General features: G+C 67.3%; 23 protein-coding genes and 2 riboswitches. Of the genes, 19 read left to right on the top strand and 4 right to left on the bottom strand.

Features of this window, described 5'->3' with window-relative positions; translation table 11 throughout:
- Positions 1-39 precede the first annotated feature (39 nt).
- The gene (locus AZKH_RS18880; RefSeq protein WP_015437395.1) at positions 40-1,050 is read right to left on the bottom strand and encodes a c-type cytochrome; all 1,011 of its coding nucleotides are present in this window, start codon (positions 1,048-1,050) and stop codon (positions 40-42) included.
- Between the two features lie 138 nt (positions 1,051-1,188).
- On the opposite strand from AZKH_RS18880, the gene AZKH_RS18875 reads away from it, so the two are divergent.
- Positions 1,189-1,662, top strand: a complete 474-nt coding sequence (locus AZKH_RS18875) for a metallophosphoesterase family protein (protein WP_015437394.1) — start codon at positions 1,189-1,191, stop codon at positions 1,660-1,662.
- A gap of 66 nt (positions 1,663-1,728) precedes the next feature.
- Here AZKH_RS18875 and thiC read toward each other — a convergent pair whose 3' ends face one another.
- The 3 genes from thiC to AZKH_RS18860 form a co-directional block, all read right to left on the bottom strand.
- The gene (gene thiC, locus AZKH_RS18870) at positions 1,729-3,525 is read right to left on the bottom strand and encodes a phosphomethylpyrimidine synthase ThiC (protein ID WP_369795118.1); all 1,797 of its coding nucleotides are present in this window, start codon (positions 3,523-3,525) and stop codon (positions 1,729-1,731) included.
- A gap of 223 nt (positions 3,526-3,748) precedes the next feature.
- The gene (thiD, locus tag AZKH_RS18865; protein ID WP_015437392.1) at positions 3,749-4,585 is read right to left on the bottom strand and encodes a bifunctional hydroxymethylpyrimidine kinase/phosphomethylpyrimidine kinase; all 837 of its coding nucleotides are present in this window, start codon (positions 4,583-4,585) and stop codon (positions 3,749-3,751) included.
- A 54-nt stretch (positions 4,586-4,639) separates the two neighbouring features.
- Positions 4,640-4,743, bottom strand: a riboswitch (TPP riboswitch).
- 60 nt (positions 4,744-4,803) lie between these two features.
- Positions 4,804-5,382 (bottom strand): TMEM165/GDT1 family protein, encoded by a 579-nt coding sequence (locus AZKH_RS18860; RefSeq protein WP_041656383.1) that lies wholly within the window; start codon positions 5,380-5,382, stop codon positions 4,804-4,806.
- Between the two features lie 6 nt (positions 5,383-5,388).
- Positions 5,389-5,581: riboswitch (yybP-ykoY riboswitch) on the bottom strand.
- 87 nt (positions 5,582-5,668) lie between these two features.
- On the opposite strand from AZKH_RS18860, the gene AZKH_RS18855 reads away from it, so the two are divergent.
- The 18 genes from AZKH_RS18855 to AZKH_RS18770 all read left to right on the top strand — a co-directional run bounded on the left by AZKH_RS18855 (position 5,669) and on the right by AZKH_RS18770 (position 25,806).
- Positions 5,669-7,123, top strand: coding sequence for a carbonic anhydrase (locus AZKH_RS18855; protein WP_015437390.1), 1,455 nt, complete (start codon positions 5,669-5,671; stop codon positions 7,121-7,123).
- A 314-nt stretch (positions 7,124-7,437) separates the two neighbouring features.
- Positions 7,438-8,616, top strand: a complete 1,179-nt coding sequence (locus tag AZKH_RS18850; protein WP_015437389.1) for a hydrogenase small subunit — start codon at positions 7,438-7,440, stop codon at positions 8,614-8,616.
- 2 nt (positions 8,617-8,618) lie between these two features.
- Positions 8,619-9,635: a hydrogenase 2 operon protein HybA gene (hybA, locus tag AZKH_RS18845; protein WP_041656381.1), complete on the top strand. Its 1,017-nt coding sequence runs from the start codon at positions 8,619-8,621 to the stop codon at positions 9,633-9,635.
- Positions 9,632-10,801, top strand: coding sequence for a Ni/Fe-hydrogenase cytochrome b subunit (gene hybB, locus AZKH_RS18840; protein ID WP_015437387.1), 1,170 nt, complete (start codon positions 9,632-9,634; stop codon positions 10,799-10,801). The genes hybA and hybB overlap by 4 nt, the downstream gene beginning before the upstream one ends.
- Before the next feature lie 25 nt (positions 10,802-10,826).
- On the top strand, positions 10,827-12,539 hold the full coding sequence (locus AZKH_RS18835; RefSeq protein WP_015437386.1) for a nickel-dependent hydrogenase large subunit: 1,713 nt from the start codon (positions 10,827-10,829) through the stop codon (positions 12,537-12,539).
- Entirely contained in the window at positions 12,539-13,057 is a 519-nt protein-coding gene (locus tag AZKH_RS18830; RefSeq protein WP_015437385.1) for a HyaD/HybD family hydrogenase maturation endopeptidase, read from the top strand. The genes AZKH_RS18835 and AZKH_RS18830 overlap by 1 nt, the downstream gene beginning before the upstream one ends.
- Before the next feature lies 1 nt (position 13,058).
- Positions 13,059-13,340 (top strand): HypC/HybG/HupF family hydrogenase formation chaperone, encoded by a 282-nt coding sequence (locus AZKH_RS18825; protein WP_015437384.1) that lies wholly within the window; start codon positions 13,059-13,061, stop codon positions 13,338-13,340.
- The gene (hybE, locus tag AZKH_RS26410; protein WP_015437383.1) at positions 13,337-13,921 is read left to right on the top strand and encodes a [NiFe]-hydrogenase assembly chaperone HybE; all 585 of its coding nucleotides are present in this window, start codon (positions 13,337-13,339) and stop codon (positions 13,919-13,921) included. Before AZKH_RS18825 ends, hybE begins: the two co-directional genes overlap by 4 nt.
- 169 nt (positions 13,922-14,090) lie before the next feature.
- Positions 14,091-15,254, top strand: coding sequence for a nickel-dependent hydrogenase large subunit (locus AZKH_RS18815; protein WP_070099073.1), 1,164 nt, complete (start codon positions 14,091-14,093; stop codon positions 15,252-15,254).
- The gene (gene hypA, locus AZKH_RS18810) at positions 15,247-15,588 is read left to right on the top strand and encodes a hydrogenase maturation nickel metallochaperone HypA (protein ID WP_015437381.1); all 342 of its coding nucleotides are present in this window, start codon (positions 15,247-15,249) and stop codon (positions 15,586-15,588) included. Before AZKH_RS18815 ends, hypA begins: the two co-directional genes overlap by 8 nt.
- Before the next feature lie 47 nt (positions 15,589-15,635).
- Positions 15,636-16,559 carry a hydrogenase nickel incorporation protein HypB gene (hypB, locus tag AZKH_RS18805; RefSeq protein WP_015437380.1) on the top strand — a complete coding sequence of 308 codons (924 nt, stop codon included), beginning with the start codon at positions 15,636-15,638 and terminating at the stop codon, positions 16,557-16,559.
- Positions 16,560-16,567: 8 nt separating this feature from the next.
- Complete coding sequence (locus AZKH_RS18800; protein WP_015437379.1) at positions 16,568-17,716, top strand: hypothetical protein; 1,149 nt, start codon at positions 16,568-16,570, stop codon at positions 17,714-17,716.
- Between the two features lie 3 nt (positions 17,717-17,719).
- Positions 17,720-17,977, top strand: coding sequence for a HypC/HybG/HupF family hydrogenase formation chaperone (locus AZKH_RS18795; protein ID WP_015437378.1), 258 nt, complete (start codon positions 17,720-17,722; stop codon positions 17,975-17,977).
- Complete coding sequence (gene hypD, locus AZKH_RS18790; protein ID WP_015437377.1) at positions 17,974-19,110, top strand: hydrogenase formation protein HypD; 1,137 nt, start codon at positions 17,974-17,976, stop codon at positions 19,108-19,110. Before AZKH_RS18795 ends, hypD begins: the two co-directional genes overlap by 4 nt.
- Before the next feature lie 157 nt (positions 19,111-19,267).
- Complete coding sequence (locus AZKH_RS18785) at positions 19,268-21,295, top strand: FIST N-terminal domain-containing protein (protein WP_015437376.1); 2,028 nt, start codon at positions 19,268-19,270, stop codon at positions 21,293-21,295.
- 88 nt (positions 21,296-21,383) lie between these two features.
- Positions 21,384-22,439 (top strand): hydrogenase expression/formation protein HypE, encoded by a 1,056-nt coding sequence (hypE, locus tag AZKH_RS18780; RefSeq protein ID WP_041656375.1) that lies wholly within the window; start codon positions 21,384-21,386, stop codon positions 22,437-22,439.
- Between the two features lie 8 nt (positions 22,440-22,447).
- Positions 22,448-24,364 (top strand): hydrogenase maturation protein, encoded by a 1,917-nt coding sequence (locus tag AZKH_RS18775; RefSeq protein WP_015437374.1) that lies wholly within the window; start codon positions 22,448-22,450, stop codon positions 24,362-24,364.
- On the top strand, positions 24,361-25,806 hold the full coding sequence (locus AZKH_RS18770) for a sigma-54 dependent transcriptional regulator (protein WP_015437373.1): 1,446 nt from the start codon (positions 24,361-24,363) through the stop codon (positions 25,804-25,806). Before AZKH_RS18775 ends, AZKH_RS18770 begins: the two co-directional genes overlap by 4 nt.
- Positions 25,807-25,948: the final 142 nt, after the last annotated feature.

The raw sequence follows: 25,948 nt of genomic DNA, 5'->3' as shown, positions 1-25,948 counted from the left end.
CGAGGTGTGGGCGTGGCTTGCTTGGCCGCGCTGAAGTCTTCACTTGATTTGTGAGACAGGGCGCGCTTCGCGCGCCGCCTTCATGGCTTCGGCGCGCTGCCTGGCTTGCTCGATCAGTGGGGGATACGGCCCATAGCGATGCTGATCGGCGGGGGCGCCATCGATATATGGCGGAAACGCCGCATCGACGGGCTTGTTCCAGCGTGCGGGGAAGTCGGTTTCGAGCCCCGCCTTCACGGGCCGCGGCTTGGACAGAACATAGGCGGCCACGTCGTACGACTCATCGTCGCTGAGTGTCGGCGTGCGATAGGTCGTTCCCTGCGGCATGTTGTGCTTGATGAAGCGGGCCGCGGTCAGTAGGCGGTTCATGCCGGCGCCGCTGTTGAAGCTGTCATTCCCCCACAAGGGCGGGAAGGTGTAGCCCTCTGCGTCGCCGCCCTTGCCACGGCGCTGCCCCTGGCCGTCCGCGCCGTGGCAGGCGGCGCAGTTCCTGGCGTAGACCGCCTCGCCCGCGGCGAGGTCTGCGCGCCGGTCCGGTACTTTGGTCGCCTTCGTGCCCGAGCCCTCGGGCTGGGCGCCGATCGGAATGCCGCGTGACAGGTAGTGGATATAGGTGGCGAAGGCCTTCATTTCGCGCGAATCGAGCGGCAGCGGGCGCCCGTTCATGCTCCGTTCCATGCAGCCATTGACGCGCTCCTCGACCGAGCTGATCGCGTCCTCGCGCGCGCGGTATTGGGGGAAGCTCGCCGAGACGCCGACCCAGGGCATCGCGTACGGCTTCGTCGCATCGTTCTCGTGGCAGGACGTGCAAGCCAGATTGTTGCCCGCATAGCGCATCCTGCGGTCCGTCACCTCGGGGCCGATGTGGGCGAAGGTGCGCGTCGTCAGCTCATGTCCGTAGCGGACGAGTTCGCCGTACGCGTCGTTCGGCAACCCGTCGAGCGAAGGAACGGGACGGTCGAGCAGGCTGGTCTGCGGCGCAGATTGTGCGAGCACGGGTGAGGTGGCGAGCAGCAGGCTCAGCCCGATGGTGGAAGGGGTAGACTGCATGGTCTCTCTCGCGCTGGGTGAATATTAGAATTTTATGATTAAGAAAACTCTAATATTAAGTCCGGTGGATTGCAATACCTGTTTCCAGCCCTTTTCGCGCGCGGTCGGCGTGCGCGGCGGTGCGACGTGGAGCGGAATATGGTCCGCATCGGCCTGATTTCCGATACGCACGGCCTGCTGCGGCCGGAAGCGCTCGCCTTCCTCGCGGGCTGCGACCATATCGTCCACGCGGGCGACATCGGTACCCAGGCCATCCTCGACGAACTCGGGCCGCTCGCGCTGCTCACCGTCGTCCGCGGCAACAACGACAAGGGCCCGTGGGCCGACGTGCTGCCGGAGTCCGCGTCCCTGCGGGTCGAGGACGTGGCGATTCACGTACTTCACGATCTCGCGGAACTCGATATCTATCCCGCGGCGGCCGGCGTCCGCATCGTCGTCTGCGGCCACTCGCACAAGCCGCTCGTGCAGGAGCGCGACGGCGTGCTCTACGTGAATCCGGGCAGCGCAGGGCCGCGCCGCTTCAAGCTGCCGATTTCGATCGGCGAGCTGATCGTCACCGGCGGCGAAGTGTCGGCCCGCCTCGTCGAACTCGACATTCCGAAGGCGCGCTGACGCACCAAAGAAAACGGGCCGCCAGTCTCGGCAGCCCGTCCTCGTCTTTAGCGCCAGTGAAGCGTGTCAGATCTTGCTATACACCTCGGCGCCGGCCTTCACGAACTCGACCGACTTCACTTCCATGCCCTTCGCGAGCGCTTCCTCTTCCTTCAGACCTTCCTTCGCCGCGTAGTCGCGCACGTCCTGCGTGATTTTCATCGAGCAGAAGTGCGGGCCGCACATCGAGCAGAAGTGGGCGACCTTGGCGGATTCCTTCGGCAGCGTCTCGTCGTGGAATTCGCGCGCCTTGTCCGGGTCGAGGCCGAGGTTGAACTGGTCTTCCCAGCGGAACTCGAAGCGCGCCTTGGACAGTGCGTTGTCGCGGATCTGCGCGCCCGGGTGGCCCTTCGCGAGGTCGGCGGCGTGCGCGGCGAGTTTGTAGGTGATGATGCCTTCCTTGACGTCGTTCTTGTCCGGCAGGCCCAGGTGCTCCTTCGGCGTGACGTAGCACAGCATCGCGGTGCCGTACCAGCCGATCTGCGCCGCGCCGATACCGCTGGTGATGTGGTCGTAGCCCGGGGCGATGTCGGTCGTCAGCGGTCCGAGCGTGTAGAAGGGCGCCTCCTTGCAGTGCTCAAGCTGGAGATCCATGTTCTCCTTGATGAGATGCATCGGCACGTGGCCCGGGCCTTCGATGATGGTCTGGACGTCGTGCTTCCACGCGATGTCGGTGAGTTCGCCGAGCGTCTTCAGCTCACCCAGCTGCGCGTCGTCGTTGGCATCGTAGATCGAGCCCGGACGCAGGCCGTCGCCGAGCGAGAAGGCCACGTCGTAGGCCTTCATGATCTCGCAGATGTCCTCGAAGTGCGTGTAGAGGAAGCTTTCCTTGTGATGCGCGAGACACCACTTCGCCATGATCGAGCCGCCGCGCGACACGATGCCGGTCATGCGGTTCGCGGTCATCGGCACGTAGCGCAGCAGCACGCCCGCGTGGATCGTGAAGTAGTCGACGCCTTGTTCGGCCTGCTCGATCAGCGTGTCGCGGAAAATCTCCCAGGTCAGCTCCTCGGCCTTGCCGTTCACCTTCTCGAGCGCCTGGTAGATCGGCACCGTGCCGATCGGCACCGGCGAGTTGCGGATGATCCACTCGCGCGTCTCGTGGATGTTCTTGCCGGTCGAGAGGTCCATCACCGTGTCGCCGCCCCAGCGGATCGACCAGGTCATCTTGTCGACTTCCTCGGAGATCGACGAGCCGAGCGCCGAGTTGCCGATGTTGGCGTTGATCTTCACGAGGAAGTTGCGGCCGATGATCATCGGCTCGCTTTCCGGGTGGTTGATGTTGTTCGGGATGATCGCGCGGCCGCGGGCGACCTCGCTGCGCACGAATTCCGGCGTGATCTCCTCGGGGATCGACGCGCCGAAGTGCTGGCCCGGATGCTGGCGGGTCAGTAGCTTCGCCATCTTCTCGCCGGTCGGGCCCGTGCCGCGCAGCGTCTCGACGTAGGCGCGGCGGTTCATGTTCTCGCGGATCGCGACGTATTCCATCTCGGGCGTGATGATGCCGCGACGCGCGTAGTGCATCTGGCTGACATTCATGCCGGCCTTGGCGCGGCGCGGATGGCGGTGCAGGTCGGGGAAGCGCAGTTCGTCGAGCGACTTGTCGGCGGCGCGCTGGCGGCCGAATTCGGACGACAGGTCGGCGAGGACTTCGGTGTCGCCGCGCTCTTCGATCCAGCGCCGGCGCAGCGCGGGCAGGCCGGAGCGGATGTCGATCTTCGCGGTCGGGTCGGTGTAGGGACCGGACGTGTCATAGACGAAGATCGGCGGGTTCTTCTCGCCGCCGAAGGCGGTCGGGGTATCGGCCTGCGAAATTTCGCGCATCGGCACGCGGACGTCCGGGCGCGAGCCTTCGACGTAGATCTTGCGCGAGTTCGGCAGCGGCGCGATGGCGGCTTCATCGACGTGCGCCTTCGCGGCGATGAATTTTTCGTTGGCGTTCATGGTGCTGTCTCCTGGGGATTCGCTTGACGGCTTATGGGTTCGGGGGATGACGAGGCCGCACGGGGCGGCGGGGGGCGGGTTCAGGGTTGCGTCGGGGCTGCTTTCAGGCGCGCCACAACGCGTGGAAGTGATGTACGGGGCCGTGGCCGCTGCCGACGGATAGTGCGCCCGAGGCTGCAATCGCACGCAGCAGATAGTCGCGCGCATCGCGCACAGCGGCTTCGACCGGACGGAAGCCTCCGGCCCGTTGTGGCAGCAGCGCCGCGATCGCCGAGGCGAGCGTGCAGCCTGTGCCGTGGGTGTTCTTCGTTTCGATGCGCGGCGAGGGTAGTTCGATCATGCGGTCGCCGTCGAAGAGGAGATCGACGACTTCGCTGCCCGGCAGGTGGCCGCCTTTCAGCAGCACCCAGCGTTCGGACGAGAGCGGGAGCATCTCGCGCAGGCGCTCGGCGGCGCGGTACATCTCCTTCACCGTCTCGGGCGGGCGCTGTTCGAGCAGCACGCCGGCCTCGGGCAGGTTCGGCGTCAGCAGGAAGGTGCGCGGCAGCAGCGCCTCGATCAGCATCGCGACGGCGTTGCGCGCGAGCAAGTGATCGCCGCTCTTCGCGACCATCACCGGGTCGCACACGACATTCGGGGCATCGAAATGTGCGAGGCGGTCCGCGACCGTCGCGACGATGTCGGCGCTGCCGAGCATGCCGAGCTTCACCGCATGGATCTTGACGTCGGCGAACAGCGTGTCGATCTGCAGGCGCAGGAAGTCGGTCGGCGGCACATGCACGCCGGTCACGGCCTGGGTGTTTTGCGCGGTCAGCGCCGCGACGACGCCGCAGCCGTAGGCGCCCAGTGCCGAGAAGGCCTTGAGGTCGGCAAGCAGCCCCGCGCCACCGCTGGGGTCGACGCCGGCGATGGAGACGACGTTCGGAATCGCGCGGCTCATTGCGGCACCACGCGATTGCAGCGGGAAGACGGGAAAGAAAAGACGGACGGACGGATGTTCATGAATGCGTTTCCCTACGCCGGCATGACCCGGGTCAGGTTCAAAGGGACTGTCTCAGCCCGCGCGCACCATTGCCGCGGGCACCCCCAACGAATTCATGAACCTTACCGGACGAGGCGCGGGCAAGCAAGTGATTTGCCGCCCATTTTTGCACCTCGTTACGCCGTGCCGAAGCCGAGGAGGGCGGCCGAGCCGAGCAGCGCGAAGATCGACGCGGCCACACCATGCACGACGCGAACCGGGATGCGGTTCGCGACGCGATCGCCGACGAGGACCGCCGGGACGTTCGCGATCATCATGCCCAGCGTCGTGCCAGTGACCACCGACACGAAAGCGTCGTATTGCGCGGCCAGGGCGACCGTCGCAATCTGCGTCTTGTCGCCCATCTCGGCAAGGAAGAAGGCGACGATCGTCGTCGCGAGCACGCCGAGCTTGGGCGCCGTGATCTCGTCTTCGTCGAGTTTGTCGGGGATCATCATCCAGACCGCCATCGCGATGAAGGACAGCCCGAGTACCCAGCGCAGGACGTCCGGACCCAGCAGCGTCGTGATCCAGGTGCCGACGGCGCCCGCGCAGGCGTGGTTCGCAATGGTGGCGATGAAAATGCCGGCGATGATAGGCCATGGTTTGCGGAAGCGGGCCGCAAGCATGAAGGCGAGAAGCTGAGTCTTGTCGCCGATTTCGGCGAGCGCGACGATGCCGGTGGAGACTGCGAGGGGTTCGAAAGCGAAGTTCATCGGGTTCTCCGGGCCGGTCGACGACAGATGACCGCACGCCTCCCCGGCCCGAAACAATCGGAGGGCATGCAGCCAAAAGTCTCGCCAGGCCCGAAGGCTGAACACGCCATGCCCGCGACGGGCAAGTCTGTTGACGTGGTCCCCCCGGCTTGCGCGGGGGCGGCTACTCCCTGATGACGGCGCGCATTGTACCGTTTGTCTATGCTTGCGGGAAAGTCCTAAAGATTCGCCGAACGCGGCCGAAGACCCTCTTGTGGGCTCCGCCCGAACCGACCGATTCCCCGTCATGAAACTGTCCTTCACCCTGCGCCCGTGCGCGCTCCTGCTGGCCCTGCTGATGCCCGTCGCCGGATGGGCCGAGCAGCCGTGGGAGACCGTCGTGCGCGACCGCGAGCGTCTGGTCGAGATCGACCGCTCGAGCGTGATCCAGTCCGAAGGGGGCACCAAGGTCGCGTGGGGCCGCATCGTACTGACGCCCGAGCGCGCGGCGGTCGAAGGTTATGCCTGGGTCAAGGCGCTCAATCGCTACGACTGTTACAACCGCAGCTTCTACACCGTGAAGCGCGTCTATATGGACGAGCGCAACGTCGTGATCCGCGAGGATGGGCGGGGCGACGAGACCCCAATGCTGGCGGCGCGCAATAGCGTCGACGAGCGCATGTGGCAGGAAGTCTGCAAGCCGCCGTCGGTCGGCGAACTGAAGAAGGTCGCAGCCGAAGTCGCCGCGATCGCCAAGACGGCGGACGCGGATGCGAAGGCGACTCCGATGGTGCCCTTGTCCCGTTCGGCGGCGGCCGGGGTCGATGCGCCCAATCGCGAGCGCGACCGGCTCTCGCACAAACTGAACGGCAAGGGGCGCAAGGCGTCCGCTCCAGTCGCGACGCCGGCTCCCATGCAAAAACCGGTTGAAAAGCCTGTGATCCTTGCGAAGGCGCCGGTGGAACGCGAGAAGATGCCGGTCGAGCACGAGAAACCCGCCGCACCCGCGACGGCGTCGCGTCCGTCGCCGATCTCCGCCCATGACGCGGCGCTCGCGGCGCGTCTCCTTGCGGATTTCTCGCGGCCGGACTGGAGTTACGAAGGCGAAACCGGCCCGGACCGCTGGGGCCGCATGCGGCCGGAGTGGGCGTTGTGCGCCGAAGGCAAGCGCCAGTCGCCGATCGACCTGCGTAACGGCGTCGCGGTCGATCTCGATCCGCCGCGCTTCGACTACCGCGAGACGCGTTTCCGCATCGCCGACACCGGCCGCACGCTGCGTGTGTATGTCGGCCCGGGGATGAGCGTCGAGCTGCGTGGCGAACGCTACGAGCTGGAGTTCTTCGAGTTCTACCGGCCGTCGGCCGAGCGCGTCGGCGGCCAGGCTTCCGACATGGTCGTGCATCTGCATCACCGCGCCAGCGACGGCAAGACGGCGATCGTCGGCGTGCTGCTGGAGGCGGGCGGCGCGGCGCATCCGCTGGTCCAGACGCTGTGGAACAACATGCCGCTTGAACGCCGCAGCGACTACGCGCCGCCGGGGGCAACGATCGATGTGGCAAGTCTGTTGCCGGCGAGCAGCGGGCATTACCTCTTCATGGGCTCCGACGTGACGCCGCCTTGCACCGAAGGCGTGCTGTGGGCGGTGATGAAGGAGCCGCAGCGCATTTCGGCCGAGCAGCTCCAGGTCTTCATGCGCCTGTACCCGCGCAATGGCCGCCCCATCCAACCCGCCAATGGGCGGCTGGTGCTCGAATCGCGTTGAGCGGCGCTGGTCGCGGGCTTTCCGCTAATCGAGCCGGTTTTGCGATCCCGTCTTTCATGACGATCGCAAACGGCTGATTTTCTGGGTGATTTTCCCCGTTCGGTCAATTCGGCAGGTGGAAAGCTTCTTTCCGCTATGCGTTCCCCCGTGGCGCGGCGCTTGCCGTCGGCGCCTTCGTCTGTTTCCATAAGTAACTGAAAATTAAAGGTTCTGCCTCGCTTTTCGAACCCGGCACGGATCTTGTAATCCCGTCTCGTGAATGAGCACTGTCAGGTGCCGACGACGGGTTATGAGGAATCGAAAAGGGGGAGTGCATGCACCACGAACTGAAACAGCTGGCTGAAGCCTGGCAGGCGCGGCCGGTCGAGGAGCGCCTGGGGATGAGTCGGCGCGCATTCATGCAGTTTTGCGCGACGGTCGCGGCGACCTTGGGGCTGCCGACCGGCGCCGAAGCCGCGGTGCAGAAGGCGATGGAACAGAAGCGCCGGCCCTCGGTGATCTGGCTGCACTTCCAGGAATGCACGGGCTGTACGGAGTCGATGCTCCGCGCGGAGCATCCGACGATCGAGAAGCTGATCCTCGACATCATCTCGCTCGACTACCATGAGACGCTGTTCGCCGCCGCCGGCCACCAGGTGGAAGCCGCGCGCAAGCAGGCGATGGCCGACAACAAGGGCAAGTACCTGCTCGTGATCGAGGGCGCGATCCCGACCAAGGAAGACGGCATCTACTGCAAGGTCGGCGGCCAGACTGCGATCGAGCTGACGAAGGAATGCGCGGCCGACGCCGCTGCCGTGATCGCGATCGGCTCCTGTGCGAGCTGGGGCGGCATGCCTTCGACCGGGCCGAATCCGACCGGCGCGTCGGGTGTCGCGGACGTCCTCGGCAAGCCGGTCGTGACGATCCCGGGCTGTCCGCCCAATCCGTACAACTTCCTCGCGACGGTCGTGCATTTCCTGACCTTCGGCTCGCTGCCGGAAGTCGATCAACTCGGCCGTCCGAAGTTCGCCTACTCGCGTCTCGTGCATGAGAACTGCGAGCGCCGCGCGCACTTCGATGCCGGTCGCTTCGCGCAGGAATTCGGCGACGAAGGCCATCGCAAGGGCTACTGCCTGTACAAGCTCGGCTGCAAGGGGCCGGAAACCTACGCGAACTGTCCGACCGTGCTGTACGGTGACGCGGGCGCCGGCACCTGGCCGGTGGGCTGCGGCCATCCGTGCATCGGCTGTACCGAGAAGGGCGTCGGCTTCCAGAAGCCGATCCATATGCTCGCGAAGGTCAAGAACGTCGAGCCGCCGGCATCCTATCCGTCGATCGCCGAGCCGCAGGGCCAGGGCATGTCGCTGGGCTCCGCGGCAGTGCTCGCGGCGGTCGCAGGGGCTGCGGCCGGCGCCGGCGCGAAGCTCGCGCAGAATCTCGGCAAATCGCACGCGGCAGAGCAGCAGGAGGCCGGCAAGGCCAAGGCCGACGATCAGAAGTCCGGGCGGGAATGAGCATGAGCACCCGACGCGACTTTCTGAAGCGCGCGCTCGCGGGTGGGGCGGTAGCGGCCGGTGCAGCCGCGAGCCCGTGCGCGCAGGCGCGCGACAACGCGCAGATCTCGCCCGACGCGGTCGGCCTGTTGTACGACGCGACGCTGTGCATCGGCTGCAAGGCCTGCGTCACGGCGTGCAAAACGGCCAACAACCTGCCGATCGACTACAACACCAGCGCCGACGCGGTGTGGGACATGCCGCTCGACACGACGGCGCGCACCTACAACGTCATCAAGGTCTACAAGAACGGTACGGCGACGATCAAGGACGCCGAGCAGGACGGCTATTCGTTCATGAAGACGTCGTGCCTGCACTGCGTCGATCCGAGCTGCGTGTCGGCCTGTCCGGTGTCCGCGATGACGAAGGACCCGGTGACCGGCATCGTGAGCTACGACAAGGATGCCTGCATCGGCTGCCGCTACTGCGTCGCGGCCTGCCCCTTCGGCATCCCGAAGTTCGACTACCAGTCGGCGACCGGCGCGATCGGCAAGTGCCAGCTGTGCCGCCATCGCATGAAGGACGGCCACTATGCGGCCTGTGCCGAAGTGTGTCCGACCGGGGCGACGCTGTTCGGCAAGGTCTCTGACCTGAAAGACGAGGCGAAGCGCCGGCTCGCGCTGCAACCCGGCGAGATGACGCAATTTCCGCGCGGCAACTTGTCGACCGGCGACCAGCCCGCGTGGGAAGGCGCGGCGGCGAAGTATGTGCCGCATCTCTTCGGCGAGAAGGAACTCGGCGGCACGCAGATGATGAAGCTCTCGGCGGTGCCCTTCGACAAGGTCGGCCACAAGCCGCTGCCGGACCGCTCCTTCGCATCGAAGTCCGAGACGCTGCAACACACGCTCTACGGCGGGTTCGCGCTGCCGATCGCGGCGCTGGGGGCGATGACCTTCTTCGCCAAACGCAACATGCCGAAGGACGGCGAGGCCGGTCACGAGCAAACGCACGATGACGGCAAACAGGAGGGCGGCAAATGAGTTCCCATGTTCACGCCGCGCCGGCACCCGTCGGCGGCCGTCTGCTGAATCCCGCGACCTTCGCGTGCGGCGTCTTGATCCTGACCGCGTTCGCCGTGCTCGCGCTGCGCTTCTGGGGCGGTCTGGGGGCGGTCACGAACCTCAATGACGGCTATCCCTGGGGCATCTGGGTCGTCGCCGACGTGGTGATCGGTTCGGCCTTCGCCTGCGGCGGCTTCTCGGTCGCGATGCTGGTCTATATCTTCAACCGCGGCGAGTACCACCCGATGGTGCGCCCGGCGCTGCTCGCGAGCCTCTTCGGCTATACGCTGGCCGGTGCGGGCGTGATCTTCGACCTCGGGCGCTACTGGAACTTCTGGCACATCCTGTGGCCGGGCTATGCGTCGCCCAACTCGGTGATGTTCGAGGTCGCGGCGTGCATCTCGCTGTACATCCTCGTGATGTGGCTCGAGTTCTCGCCGACCTTCTTCGAGAAGTTCGGCTGGACCAACGCCCAGCGCAAGGTCGGTCGCGCGATGTTCTTCCTCGTCGGCCTCGGCACCGTGCTGCCGATGATGCACCAGAGCTCGCTCGGCTCGATGCTGATCGTGTTCGGCACGCAGCTGCATCCGCTGTGGCAGTCGATGGCGTTGCCGGCGATCTACCTGATCTCGGCGATCACGATCGGCTACGCGGTGGTGCTATTCGAATCCTGCCTCGCCTCCGCCGCCTACCGCCGCGAGATCGAGCTGCATCTGCTGACGCCGCTCGCGCGGGTGATGCTGGGCATGCTGGGCCTGTATCTGGCGCTGCGTTTCGGCGACCTGATCCTGCGCGGCGCGCTCGGCTCGGCCTTCGGAGCGACGATCCAGGCCTTCATGTTCTGGCTGGAGACGATCGCCTTCGCGTTGCCGTTCTGGCTGCTCGGCAGCCCGGCCAAGCGCGCGAACCCGGCGAACCTCTTCGTCGGCGGCGCGGTGCTGATGCTCGCCGGCATCCTGCTGCGCGTGAATTCCTATCTGGTCGGCTACCAGACCGGCGACGGCTGGTCCTACTTCCCGTCCGTCCCCGAAATGCTGGTCACCTTCGGCATGTTTGCCATCGAGGTGCTCGGCTACATCGTCATTACCCGCCGCTTCCCGGTGCTGCCGCGTGAGGATCACGCCGCCGCCGCGAGCGTCGCCTGAATCCAGTTCCGAGGAGACTTTTCCCATGAGCCAACGCATCACCATCGACCCGGTCACCCGGATTGAAGGCCACCTCCGGATCGACGTCGAGGTCGACGGCGGCAAGGTCACCAAGGCCTGGTCCTCGGGCACCATGTGGCGCGGCGTCGAGAACATCCTGATCGGCCGCGACCCGCGCGACGCGTGGGCGATCACGCAGCGCATCTGCGGCGTGTGCACGACCGTGCACGCGATCTGCTCGGTGCGCGCGGTCGAGAACGCGCTGAAGCTGGACATCCCGGTGAACGCCCAGCTGATCCGCAACATGATCATGCTGGCGCACGCGGTGCATGACCAGATCGTGCATTTCTACCACCTGTCGGCGCTCGACTGGGTGGACGTCGTCTCGGCGCTGAAGGCCGATCCGGACAAGGCCGCCGCGCTCGGCGAGAGCCTCTCCACGTGGTCGGGCAACAGCAAGCACGAGATGCGCAAGGTGAAGGAGAAGCTCGCGAGTTACGTCGCGAGCGGCCAGCTCGGCATCTTCACGAACGGCTACTGGGGCCACCCGGCGATGAAGCTGTCCCCGGAGGTGAACCTGCTGGCGGTCGCGCACTACCTGCAGGCGCTGGAAATTCAGCGCTACGCGAACAAGATCGTGTCCATCCTCGGCTCGAAGACGCCGCACATCCAGAACGTCGCCGTCGGCGGCGTCGCGAACCCGCTGTCGACCGACTCCCAGTCCGTGCTGACGATCGAGCGCCTGATGGCGATCCAGGAGTGGATGAACAAGCTCGACGACTTCGTGAAGAACGTCTACATGGTCGATGTCGCCGCAATCGGCGCCTTCTACCCCGAATGGACCCAAGTCGGCCGTGGCGTCGTCAATTACCTCGCGGCGCCGGACGTCCCGCTCGACTCCGCGGGCACGAAGTTCGCGATCCCCGGCGGCTACATCCCGAACGGCGACCTGTCGCAGTTCAAGCCGATCACCGCCTTCGGCGACAAATTCTTCGAGGACGGCGTGTCGGAAGCGATCAAGCACTCGTGGTACGAGTACGGCGCGGGCGACGGCAAGTCGCTGCACCCCTACCAGGGCGAGACGAAGCCGCATTACACGGACTTCCAGGACGACGGCAAGTATTCGTGGCTGAAGTCGCCGACCTTCCTCGGCAAGCCGGCGCAGGTCGGCCCGCTCGCGCGCGTGCTGTGCGGCCTCGCGGCCAAGCACGACGGCATCACCAAGTACGCCACCGGGATGCTCGACACCGTGTCCTCGCTCGCGAAGACCAAGGTCGGACTCGACGCCATGCATTCGACGATCGGCCGCCACGCATCGCGCGCGATCATGTGTGGCGTCGAGCTCGACACGTTGAAGGGACAGTGGCAACTGCTCGTCGACAACATGGCGAAGGGCGACCTCGACACCTTCAACGCGCCGGTCTTCCCGAAGGGCGAGATCCACGGCGTCGGCTTCCATGAGGCGCCGCGCGGCATCCTGTCGCACTGGGTCGTGATCGAGAACCAGAAGATCAAGAACTACCAGTGCGTCGTGCCTTCGACGTGGAACGCCGCGCCGAAGAACGAGAAGGGTGAGATGGCGCCCTACGAGGCCTGCCTGATCGGCAACCCGGTGGTCGACGCCGAGAAGCCGCTCGAAGTGCTGCGCACGGTCCATTCCTTCGACCCCTGCCTCGCGTGCGCGGTGCATATCCTCGACACCGAGAACACCGAAGTCGTGCGCGTGAAGGCATCCTGATGAGCCAAATCGACACCCCGATCCGCCGTGCCGTGCTGCTGGGCGTCGGCAACATCCTGCTCACCGACGAGGGCGTCGGGGTGCGGCTCGTCGAAGAGCTGCAGGCGGGCTACGAGATCCCCGAGGTGCTGGAGGTCATCGATGGAGGCACCGCCGCGATGGAGCTCCTCGAGGACCTCGAGAACCTCGATCTGCTGGTGATCGCCGATTGCGTGCGCGTCGGCCAACCGCCGGCGAGCGTGGTCGTGCTGAAGGACGACGAGGTGCCGGCCTTCTTCCGCGCGCGCATCTCGCCGCATCAGGTCGGCCTGTCGGACGTGCTGGCGACGCTCGAGATCACCGAGCGCGCGCCGCGCCACGTCGTGGTCGTTGGCGTGCAGCCGGTCGACATCTCGACCTCGATGGAGCAGACCGCGCCGGTCCGTGCGGCGATGCCGGTCGCGCTGCAGGCGATCCGTGATGCGCTGGCGGAGTACGGGTTGCAGACGCCGGCGAAGGCGCTGGCAGAGGCTGCCTAGCATGTGCCTATCGGTGCCGATGCAGGTCGAGTCGTGGGTCGGTGACGGCGAGATCGCGTGGCTCGTGCGCGGTGAGCGCCGCGAGCAGGCCAACATGCTGCTCGTCGGCCCGCAGCCGGTCGGCACTTGGGTGCTCGTTGCGCTCGGCTTCGCGAAGGAAGTGCTCGACGCCGAAAGCCTCGCGCTGACTGAGGAGGCGCTGGCGGCGCTCGCGGCGACGCTGGACGGCGACTACGACCCCGACGCGTGGTTCCGCGATCTCGCCCCGCGGACGGCGCAATGAGCGAGCTCCTGTCCGTCGTGCGCGTGCCGGCGCTGCGGCCGGCTGAGGCGAAGGTCGCCGCGCCTTGGCACGACGACCCGTCTGGTGCGCTGCTGCGCCACTTCCGGCACGTCAGCGAAACGCGCATGGCAGGGCTGCCGTTTCTGAATCCGAACGTGGAGGTGTGTGTCGCCGGTTGCGAGCGCCTTCAAGGCGACTGGCTCGCTGCGGTCGTCACCTCGTGGAGCATCCAGCTTGTGCTGTTGCCCGGCGGCGGCGCGCTGTGGCGGGACACGGCGGCGGGTGTGCGCCGCACGTTGGGTCTGCCGGTCGGCGAACTGGTCTTCATCGGCGAGGAAAGCGACGACGCGGACGCCGCGCTTCCGGCTTTCCTGTACTGCCCGCTGGTGTCCCCGATCGACGATGTCGTCGGCACGGAGGTGGCCTGCGCGATTGCGACCGACGCGCTCGCGACGGTGCTCGCTCCCGCTCCGCATACGCAGGCGCCATCGGTTCCGGCCGCTGTGGCTGACGCACCAACGCCTCCTGTCGATGCGCCCCGTTCGACGTCCCGGCGCGCCTTCCTGCGCGGCCGTACTTGAGATGCAAAACCTTGTCTCGACACGCTTTCGCCCTCGTGCGACAGCGCATATCATCGCTCCGCCCCCGCGTACGTGCCGTCCGGTCCGACTGCAGCGCGTCAATCGGCCAGGGGCGGGCGCATGCGCTAGGAGAAAGCATGATTCAGGGCAGCGGGCGGCCAGCCGCCGCATGTGTCACGATCAAAATCCCCTGCTTGCAGTGGGGGCGGCGATGAACGCGGACGGCAGGATGCGGCTTGCAGTGCAGCGTCAGGGCGGGCGTCTGGTGGGTGTCGCGATCGACAATCCCCGTCCGCAAGCGGCGCAGGTCTTGGTCGGACGCACTGTCGAGGAGGCGCTGAAGCTCGTTCCTGCGCTCTTCAGCCTGTGCTCGCGCGCGCAAGCCGTCGCCGTGACCGCGGCCTGCGTTGCCGCGGGTGCGAGCGGCGTCGCGCGTGCCGAGCCATGGGCCGAGGAACGGGCGCTGGCGACCGAGGCCGCACAGGAAAACCTCTGGCGGCTGATGCTCGACTGGCCGGCACTGTTCGGCCATCAGCCGCGGCGCGAGCGCTTCGCCGAACTGCACCGCAGGCTCGCGCGCGTCGGCGAAGGGCGGGCGGCGTATGAGCTCGGAGGCGATCTGCTCGATCTCGTCGCCGTCGAACTGTTGGCCGGCTTCTTCCGCACCACGCGCGAGCCCAGCGGCCTGCGCGAATTCATCGAGCGCGCCCGCCGCTGCGGCACGATCGGGGCTGCGCTCGCCGACCTGATCGAGATGGGGTCCTCGACGCCGGAAGGCGAAGCGGTGCCACTGCTGCCGGCACTCGCTGCCGGGGCCTGGGCGGCCGAACTCGGCGGCATCCCGTCCGCCGATTTCTGCGCGGCGCCGATGCTGTTCGGCCGCGCCCACGAGACGGGCGTGCTCGCGCGCCACGCGGATTCGATGATGGTGAGCAATCTTCTGACTCAGCGCCACCGCATCGCGGCGCGCCTCTTCGCGCGCGTCGTCGATCTCTCCGACTGCGCCAGCCGCCTGCGCCATCCGCTCGCGAGCGACATGCCCAAGCTCGTCGATGCCGCGCCGATGGGCGACGGCGCCGGCCTCGCATGCGTCGAAACCGCGCGTGGGATGCTGATGCACGCCGTGCGTCTCGACGGCGACCGCATTGCCGAATACGCGATCGTCGCGCCGACCGAATGGAATTTCCATGCGCAGGGCGCATTCGTCTGCGAAGCCACGGGCTGGGACGCGCCGTCGGACGAGGCCGCGATGCTGCGCCTGAAGGCGCTCGCGCTGTCGCTCGATCCGTGCATCGAGTACGACATCGCGATCGAGGACGTATCGGATGCATGAGATGTCGCTTGCGGAGAGCATCCGCGGCATCGTCGAGGAGACCGCGCGGGCGCAGGGCTGCACGCGCGTGAAGACGGTCGTGCTGGAGATCGGCGAACTGTCGTCGGTCGAGGTCGAGGCGCTGCGCTTCTGTCTCGACGTGGTGTTGCGCGACACGCTGGCGGAGGGCGCGGCGGTCGAGGTCGAGAGCGTGCCCGGCGTCGGCTGGTGCCTCGCCTGCGATCGCAGCGTGCCGCTCGCGCAGCGTTACGACCCCTGTCCGCACTGCGGCGGCTACCAGGTGCGTCCCACCGGCGGGACCGTGATGCGGGTCAAGGAAATCGAAGTCGATTGAAGGGATGATGCGGCTTCAGGTGGTCGCAGTCGGATTGGAGCAGGGTGATGTGTACGGTGTGCGGTTGCGGGGCGGGTGAAGTGAATATCGGCGGGGCAGGGCATTCGAAGCCCGCGCGCCCGAAGGAAGGCACGACGCGCGCGTGGAAGCCCGCGGCTCCCGCGCATGAGCACACGCACGACGGGCAGCCGTCCGCCCGGGACGCGAGCCACATCCATTCCGATCAGCACCACCTGCATTTCGGCGCCGGCCCCGCGCACGCTCACGCCCCTGGCCTGTCGCAGTCGCAGATGGTGAAGATCGAGCGCGACATCCTCGGCAAGAACGACGCCTGTGCCGACGCCAACCGCCGCCAGCTCGCCGCGCGCGGCATCTTCGCGCTGAACCTCGTTTCCAGCCCCGGCTCGGGCAAGACCACGCTGCTCGTGCGCACGCTCACGGAACTTGCGGGACGCGTGTCGGCGGCGGTGGTCGAGGGCGACCAGCAGACCGAGTTCGACGCGGAACGCATCCGCGCGACCGGCGTGCCGGCGCTGCAGATCAACACCGGCAAGGGCTGCCACCTCGACGCGGACATGGTTGGGCGCGCACTCGCGCAGATGCAGCTCGCCGACGACAGCCTGCTCTTGATCGAGAACGTCGGCAACCTCGTGTGCCCGGCTGCCTTCGATCTCGGCGAGGCGCACAAGGTCGCGATCCTGTCGGTCACCGAGGGCGAGGACAAGCCGCTGAAATACCCGGACATGTTCGCCGCGGCCGACCTGATGCTGCTCAACAAGGTCGACCTGCTGCCGCATCTCACCTTCGACGTCGAACGCGCGATCGGCTACGCGCGGCGGGTCAATCCGGCCATCGAGGTGATTCGTACGTCGTCGACGAGCGGCGAGGGCATCGCCGACTGGCTCGCCTGGCTCGAGCGCGGCATGGCGAAGGCGCGCGCGGCGCGCAGCACAACCGTGCAACCGGCCTGAGTCCGGACATGAATTCGAACCTCGCCTCGCCGGGCGCGGCTCCGCTCGCGCCGCCGTCAATCCCGCTCACCTTGCACGGCCCCGCGGTGCTGGCCTTCGGCGCCTATTTCAAGAACGCGTTGTGCCTTGCGCAGGACGGCGCAGCGCAAATGAGCGCCACGGTCGGCGATCTCGATACGCCGGATGCCTGCCGCGAGATGGATGCCTGGAGCCACGTGTTGCTGTCGCAGGGCGCTCCCGCCGCGATCGCGCACGACCTGCATCCGGACTTCCATTCGAGCCGCAGCGCCTGCGCCCTTGCGACGCGCCTCGGCGTGCCTGCGATCGCGGTGCAGCACCACCACGCGCATGTTGCCGCGGTGCTGGCGGAGAATGGACACCCCGGCCCGGCGCTGGGCCTCGCGCTCGATGGCGTGGGCTTGGGTACCGACGGCACGGCCTGGGGCGGCGAACTGCTGCAAGTCGATGGCGCGCACTTCGAGCGCCTCGGTCATCTCGCGCCCCTGCCGCTGGCGGGCGGTGACCGCGCGGCGCGCGAGCCGTGGCGGATGGCTGGGGCGGTGCTCCATCTGGCCGGCCGCGCCGACGAGATCGCGACGCGCTTCGCGGCCCAGCCTGCGGCGGCCATGCTTGGGAACCTGCTCACGCGCGACACCTTGTGCCCGCCGACCTCCAGCCTCGGCCGCGCCTTCGACGCTGCCGCGGGGCTGCTCGGACTGTGCCCTGTGATGCGTGTCGAGGCCGAGGCGGCGATCGCGCTGGAGCGCGCCGCGACCGACTACCTTGAACGAGTTGGTGACGTGACGCCCGAGCCCGAGGGTTGGACGATCGACGGGGCAGGGCGCCTGAGCCTGCTGCCGATCCTCACGTCCCTTGCCGACGAAACCGATGCCGCGCAGGGTGCTTCCCGTTTCCACGTGACGCTCACCGCGGCACTCGTCGCCTGGGTCGGGCAGGCCGTCGAACGCACCGGCTTGACGGTCGTCGCGCTCTCCGGCGGCTGTCTGCACAACCGCATCCTGTCGCAACGCCTCGGCGCGGCGTTGCGCGAACACGGCCTGACCGTCCTCGAAGCGCAGCGCCTGTCACCGGGCGACGCCGGTCTCGCGCTCGGTCAGGCCTGGGTTGCGATCCACCATCTGAACGAAGGATTCTGAAGCATGTGCCTTGCGATTCCCGCCCGCATCGTCGAGCTCTTGCCCGGTGACGCCTGCCGCGTCGATCTCGGCGGCGTGCGCAAGGAAATCTCGCTCGCGCTCGTCGATGGCGCCGAGGTCGGTGACTATGTGATCGTCCATGTCGGCTACGCACTGTCTAAGCTCGACGCCGACGAGGCCGAGAAGACGCTCGCGCTCTTCGCCGAAGCCGGTCTTGCCGGAGCCGCGCTCGCCGCCGCGGCCGAAGAGGGCGGCGCGTGAAGTACGTCGACGAGTTCCGCGACGGCGCGCTCGCCGCGAAGCTCGCGGAAGCCATCGCGCGCGAGGCCGATACCGGCCGCAACTATGCCTTCATGGAATTCTGCGGCGGTCACACGCACGCGATCTCGCGTTACGGCGTCACCGACCTGCTGCCCGCCAACGTGCGCATGATCCACGGCCCGGGCTGCCCTGTGTGCGTGCTGCCGATCGGCCGCATCGATATGGCGATCCGGCTCGCGCTCGCGCGCCCCGAGGTCACGATCTGCACCTACGGCGACTGCCTGCGCGTGCCGGCGTCCAATGGCCTGTCGCTGCTGAAGGCCAAGGCGCGCGGTGCCGACATCCGCATGGTGTATTCGGCGGCCGACGCGCTGGCGCTGGCGCAGAAGATGCGCGAGCGCGAAGTCGTGTTCTTCGCGATCGGCTTCGAGACGACGACCCCGCCGACCGCGCTCGTGCTGCGCCAGGCGCAGGCGCTCTCCCTCGCGAACTTCAGCGTACTGTGCAACCACGTGCTGACGCCATCCGCGATCCTGACGATCCTCGAATCGCCCGAAGTGCGCGAGCTCGGCACCGTGCCGCTCGACGGCTTCATTGGCCCGGCGCACGTGTCGACGATCATCGGCAGCCGCCCCTACGCCTTCTTCGCCGAGGAATACCGCAAGCCGGTGGTGATCGCCGGCTTCGAGCCGCTCGACGTGATGCAGGCGATCCGCATGCTGATTCGGCAGGTCAATGAAGGTCGCGCCGAGGTCGAGAACGAATTCACCCGCGCCGTCACCGAGGACGGCAATCTCAAGGCGCAAGGGCTGGTGTCGGAAGTCTTCGAGTTGCGCCGCAGCTTCGAATGGCGCGGGCTGCGCGAAGTGCCGTACTCGGCGCTGCGCATCCGTGCGCCCTTCGCCCAGTGGGATGCCGAGGCGAAGTTCGGCCTCGAATTCGTCTCGGTGCCGGACAACCGCGCCTGCGAATGCGGCGCGATCCTGCGCGGCGTGAAGACGCCGACCGACTGCAAGCTCTTCGGCACCGTGTGCACGCCCGAGAACCCCATGGGCTCGTGCATGGTGTCGTCCGAGGGTGCCTGCGCCGCGCACTACAATTACGGTCGCTTCCGCGACGTTTCGCGGGTATGAATTCCGGATGGTGGATATGCATTTCGAGTCGCGAAATGACAAATGTAATCAAGGGGGATTCATCGAGGGGACTTCTGACGAGGCTCAAGTCCGGGTTTGCATTGTCGTAAGAGAATGTAAGCCATAGGCATTGCATACCCTCACGAGGTTCCCGGTCATGTTTTTCGGAAAAATCGGTTCCACAAGCGCCCAGGGCGTCGTCATCGTTCGGTGTCGCCCCGCGGAGCTCGCAGAGAAGCTTGATGGCGTGCGTGTCGCGCCGACCTTCGTTGCCGGCTACGTGTCGCCGCACGTCGACATCGACGCCGTGGCCCGCGCGGTCCGCGCCCGCTTCCCGAACGTGCCGATGGCCTTGTGCTCGACCGCCGGCGAATTGTGCGGCGAGGCCGGCTCCGTGTATTGCAGCACCGGCGAACGCTGGGAAAACGTCGTGCTGCAGTTCTTCGACGCATCGCTCGTCGCGCGCGCTCAGGTCGTGCGCGTGCCGCTGGGCTGCGAGGACCTGCGCCAGGGGCGTTGCGACAAGTCGCTGAAGGAGCGCGTCGCGAGCCTCGCCCGCACGCTGGAGCGCGTCGACGTCAGCTTCGAGATCGACCACCGCGACACCCTTGCCTATGTGCTCTTCGACGGTCTGTCGGCGTCCGAATCCTTCCTGATGGAAGCCTTGTACGACAGCGGACGTTTCCCCTGTCTCTTCGTCGGCGGCTCGGCCGGCGGCAAGTTCGACTTCCGCAACACCTGGCTGCACGACGGCAACGGCCGCCTCGAAAACCACGCGCTGATCGCCTTCCTGAAGGTGCCGCCGCAGGTACGTTTCGGCGTCTTCAAGAGCCACAACTTCGAGCCGACCGGCACCACTTTCCATACGCTCACCGCGTCGATGGAAAAGCGCTACATCAGCCAGGTGATGGACGCCCAGGGCGTGATCGGCTCGCCGGTCGCCGCGCTGTGCCGCGCGCTGCAATGCTCGCCCGATCAGCTCGAAAAGAAGCTCGGTGAATACTCCTTCGCGATCCGTGTCGGCAAGGAGCTCTTCGTGCGCTCGGTGTCGTCGATCGATCTCGCGAATGAACGCATCCACTTCTACTGCGACGTCGGCCCGGGCGAGGAACTGCTGCTCGTGCGCCGCACCGGTTTCGTCGACGGCACGAAGCGCGATTTCGAACGCTTCATGCAAGGCAAGCCGGGCAAGCCGGTCGCGGGCATCCTCAACGACTGCATCCTGCGCCGCCTCTACAACGAGCGCGAACTTGCCGGCATGGGCGCCGTGATCGGCGACATTCCGGTCGCGGGCTTCTCGACCTTCGGCGAGATCCTCGGCCTGAACCTGAACCAGACACTGACGGCGATCTTCTTCTTCCGCGTGAAGCCGGGCGAGACCTTCCGCGACGACTACATCGATAACTTCGTCGCGCACTACGGCGAGTTCAAGGCCTTCTTCCTGCGGCGCGAGATCGCGAAGCTGTCGGGCCTGAACCGCGTCGTCGTGCAGCAGATCGAGGACTTCGAGAACCAGCGCTTCGAGATGAAGCTCGACCCGGCCGGCCTCGACGAGCGTGTCGGCCAGATGTTCTCCGGGCTCAACGACATGGGTCGGATCTTCGAGGCGGCGCACCGGCAGCGCGAAACGATCTCGGGCCAGCTTGAAGGCTGCGCGAGCGATCTGAACGCATCGATGGACTCGCTCGCGGCGGGCATCGAGCGCCAGCTCGCGGCAGTTGCCGAGGCGTCGGCGGGCGTTCACGGCCTGTCACAAGGCGCGCGCGATGTCGCGCTCGAAGCGACGCAGCTTGCGAGTGCCGGTTCGCGCATCCAGGGCGTCGTCGAAGTGATCCAGCAGATCTCCGACCAGACCAATCTGCTCGCGCTCAACGCCGCGATCGAAGCCGCGCGCGCGGGCGAGGCGGGGCGTGGCTTCGCGGTCGTCGCCGACGAAGTGCGCAAGCTCGCCGAAAAGAGCCGCACCAGCGCCGAAGTGATCGGCAAGGACGTCGTCCAGCTCACCGCCGACATGCGCCACGTCGCCGACGAAATCGAGGCCCATTCGGACGGCGTCGACGGCTTGTCGGCGCTGCTCGCGACGATCGAGTCGAGCGCCGGCGAGACCTCGTCGGCGGCCGGTCAGACGCGACAGGTCGCGGATGCATTGAAAGAACTCACGCGGGCGGGCGGCAGCCTCGCCTGAGCGCGCACGGGGCCCGTGTCAGGTCCCGCGTCGCGCACATCATCAACCAGGGCCCGCAAGGGCCGCGACACGGCAGGACAGCGCGACGATGGGTACTGTGAAAAAGGGCTATGTGCGCCCGCTCGACATGAAGGGCGGACGCGTCGATATGGGCCACGGCGCGGGCGGCCGCGCGATGGCGCAGCTGATCGAGGAACTGTTCGCCGCGGCCTTCGCGAACGAGCATCTCGAACGTGGTGACGACGCCGCCGTGCTGCCTGGGCCCGCCGCGGGCGAACGCCTCGTCGTCGCGACCGACGCCCACGTCGTCAGCCCCCTGTTCTTCCCCGGCGGCGACATCGGCTGCCTGTCGGTGCATGGCACCGTGAACGACCTCGCCGTGATGGGCGCGCGCCCCTTGTATCTCGCCGCGAGCTTCATCCTCGAAGAAGGCTTCCCGCTCGCCGACCTCGCGCGCATCGTGCAGTCGATGGCGCATGCGTCGCGCGAAGCCGGCGTGCCCGTCGTCACCGGCGACACCAAGGTCGTCGAACAGGGCAAGGGCGACGGCGTCTTCATCACGACCACTGGCGTCGGCGCATTGCCCGCCGGCCGCGAGATCGGCGGTGCCAACGCCCGGCCCGGCGACGCGATCCTCGTCTCCGGCACCCTCGGCGACCACGGTATGGCCATCATGGCGCAACGCGAATCGCTCGCCTTCGACTCCGAGATCGCCTCCGACACCGCCGCGCTGCATCGCTTGATCGACGCGATGCTCGCCGAAGTGCCGACGATCCGTGTGCTGCGCGATCCGACGCGCGGGGGGCTGGCGACGACCCTCAACGAGATCGCGACCCAATCCGGCGTCGGCATGGAACTCGACGAAGCCGCGATCCCCGTCCAGCCCCAGGTCGCCGCTGCGTGCGAACTGCTCGGCCTCGACCCGCTCTACGTCGCGAACGAAGGCAAGCTGATCGCGATCTGCCCCGCGGACGACGCCGAGCGCCTCCTCGCCGCGATGCGCGCCCACCCGCTCGGCGAACGTGCATCACGCATCGGTACGGTGACCGCCGACCCGAACGCCTTCGTCCAGATCCGCACCGCCTTCGGCGGCCGCCGCATGGTCGACTGGCTGTCGGGCGAACAACTGCCGCGCATCTGCTGAGACCGACGATGCGCATCCTGCTCCTTACGCACAGCTTCAACAGCCTCACGCAACGCCTCTTCGCCGAACTCAAGGCCGACGGCCACGAACTCTCCGTCGAGTTCGACATCGCCGACCGCGTCGCCGAAGAAGCCGTCGATCTGTTCCGTCCGGACCTGATCCTCGCCCCCTTCCTCAAGCGCGCCGTGCCCGAATCCATCTGGTCGCGCCATCTCACGCTGATCGTCCACCCCGGCATCGTCGGCGACCGCGGCCCCTCCGCGCTCGACTGGGCGATCACGAACGGAGAAGGCGAGTGGGGCGTCACCGTCCTGCAAGCGGAAGCCGAGATGGACGCCGGCCCGGTGTGGGCATGTGTCCGCTTCCCGATGCGTGACGCCGCGAAGGCAAGTCTGTACCGCAACGAAGTCACCGCCGCGGCGCTGGAGGCCGTCAGAGGCGCCATCGAAAACGTCCCCGACTGGAGGGCGGGCCGATGGGCTCCGACAGCGCTCGCGCAAATCCTCGAACGCGCAGAAAGCACCACAACCGAGAACCCCCAAGACAACGAAACAACGTCCAGTCCCGCACACGCCAGCCCCCTCCGGGCGCTGTCTCGTGCTGAGGCGTCCGCCACGCGTTCAACGAAGCGCGAGACAGCGCCCGGAGGGGGCGGTTTAGCAGCGCAACAACCCACAGTCGGCACCGAACGCCCGCTGATGAAGCAGTCCAACCGAGCCATCGACTGGACCGCCGACAACACCCGAACCGTCCTGCAAAAACTCCGCGCCGCCGACGGCTTCCCCGGCGTCGCCGACACGCTCTTCGGCACCCCTTGCCACCTCTTCGACGCCCATCCCGCGACACCCGAAGAGCTCTGCCAAGCCGCTCCCGGCGCACCCATCGCCCGCCGCGACGGCGCCATCCTCCGCGCCACCATCGATGGCGCCGTCTGGATCGGCCATGTCAAACGCGCCGACCACGACCACCCCTTCAAACTCCCCGCGACCGTCGCCTTCGCCGCCGAATCCGCTGCGCTGCCCGAACTCGCCATTCCCCTGATGCGCGACGCCACCGACACCCGCTGGAGCGAACTCCGCTACCGCGAAAGCCCCGACGGCACCATCGGCTTCCTCGCCTTCGACTTCTACAACGGCGCGATGGCCACCGACCAATGCCGCCGCCTCGCCGCCGCGATCGATTTTGCCCGCACGCGCCCGACCCGCGTCCTCGTCCTCGAAGGCGGACGCGACTTCTGGTCCAACGGCATTCACCTCAACCGCATCGAGGCCGCAGCGTCCCCGGCAGACGAATCCTGGGCCAACATCAACGCGATGAACGACGTCTGCCTCGCGCTGCTCACGCTCACCGACCGCCTCACCGTCGCCACGCTGCGCGGGAACGCCGGCGCAGGGGGCTGCTTCCTCGCCCTTGCCGCCGACCTCGTTTGGGCCCGCGACGGCATCGTGATGAACCCGCACTACAAGAACATGGGCAACCTGTTCGGCTCCGAGTACTGGAGCTACCTGCTGCCGCGGCGCGTCGGCATCGACGCCGGCCGCCGCATCATGGGCAACCGCCTGCCGCTCCTCGCGCGCGAAGCCAAAGCCTGCGGCCTGATCGACGACTGCTTCGGTGCCGACCTCGCGGCCTTCGAAGCCGAAGTCGCCCGCTGCGCCGCCACGCTCGCCGCCGACCCAGCACTCCCGGCCCGCATCGCCAAGAAAGCTGCGCGCCGTGCCGCCGACGAAGCGCAAAAGCCGCTCGCCGCCTACCGCGAAGAAGAACTCGCCGCGATGCGCCGAAACTTCTACGGCTTCGACCCCAGCTACCACGTCGCGCGCTACCATTTCATGATGAAGAGCCCGCAATCCTGGACCCCGCGCCACCTCGCCCGCCACCGCGATCTCGGCTGGCAGGTGCCCGGAGAGGTGGCCGCTGCATGAGCCGCACGCTACCGACTGTGCTCGTCGTCGACGACGAAGTCCGCTCGCAGGAATCCCTGCGCCGCACGCTCGACGAAGACTTCGACGTCTTTACCGCATCCTCCGCCGCAGAAGCCCTCGCGATCCTCGAACGCGAATGGATCCAGATCGTCCTGTGCGACCAGCGCATGCCCGGCACCTCGGGCGTGCAGCTCCTGCGTGAAGTGCGCGAACGCTGGCCCGACGCCGTGCGCATCATCATCTCCGGGTACACGGATTCGGAGGACATCATCGCCGGCATCAACGACGGAGGCATCTACCAGTACCTGCTCAAACCCTGGCAGCCCGAGCAGCTCCTGCTGACCCTGCGCGCCGCGGCCGACATGTACCGCCTGCAGCGCGAAAACCAGCGCCTGTCGCTCGACCTCAAGGTCGCGAGCCCCGTGCTGCGCCAGCGCGTCGCCGGCAAGAAGGAAGCCTCCCGCCGCCGCTTCGGCGCCGACGCCCTGCTGCGTGCCCCCGACTCGCCGATGAATGCGCTCTGCGCGCTCGTCGCCAAGGTCGCCGACTTCGACATCCCGGTGCTGCTCACCGGCGAATCGGGCACCGGCAAGGAACTCCTTGCCCGCGCGCTGCACTACGGCAGCAGCCGCAGCGAACAGACCTTCGTCGTCGAAAACTGCGGCGCCGTGCCCGACACGCTGCTCGAATCCGAACTCTTCGGCGCCCGCCGCGGCGCCTTCACTGGCGCCCACGAAGACCGCGAAGGCCTCTTCCGCCAGGCCGACAACGGCTCCATCCTGCTCGACGAAATCGGCGAAACCTCCGCCGCCTTCCAGGTCAAGCTGCTGCGCGTGCTGCAGGAAGGCGAAGTCCGCCCGGTCGGCGCCGCACGCCCGATCCCCGTCGACGTCCGCGTCATCGCCGCGACCAACCGCGACCTCGAAGCCGATGTCCGCGAAGGCCGCTTCCGCGAAGACCTCTACTACCGCCTCGCCGCGATCACCATCACCGTCCCGCCCTTGCGCGAACGGCGCATGGACATCCCGCTGATTGCCCAGCAATACGTCGACAGCGCCCAGCAATCCCTCGGCCGCCGCTTCGAAGCGCTCGGCGCCGACGTCCTCGCCTGCCTGCAAGCCTACCGTTGGCCCGGCAACGTCCGCGAACTCCGCAACGAAGTCCTGCGCATGATCGCGCTCTCCGACGGCCCCAGACTCTCTGCGAGCCACCTCTCGCCGCGCGTCCTGCGCGCCGCTGAAGACCACCAGGAACCGGAACTCCAACTCCTCGCCGGTCTCGACGGCGACCTCAAGACCCGCCTCGAAGCGCTCGAAGCTCGCATCGTCAAGGAAAGTCTGATCCGCCACCGCTGGAACAAGACCCGCGCGGCCGCGGAACTCGGGCTCTCCCGTGTGGGCCTGCGCAGCAAACTCGCCAGATACGGTCTAGAAACGAATTGACTCCAATATGAACGGCGGAGCACCCCACCTCACGTCGAAAATGGCACGGCGCAGCCCCCGACAGCGGGTGTTTCGTGCTGAGGCGTCCGCTCGCGCCAACGAAGCGCGGAACACCCGCTGGCGGGGGCGGTTTTGACGGACC

This window comes from Azoarcus sp. KH32C (genome assembly GCF_000349945.1).
Lineage (GTDB): Bacteria > Pseudomonadota > Gammaproteobacteria > Burkholderiales > Rhodocyclaceae > Aromatoleum.
The sequence above is the reverse complement of the archived record's forward strand: the minus strand, read 5'-3'. Positions and strand labels throughout refer to the sequence as shown.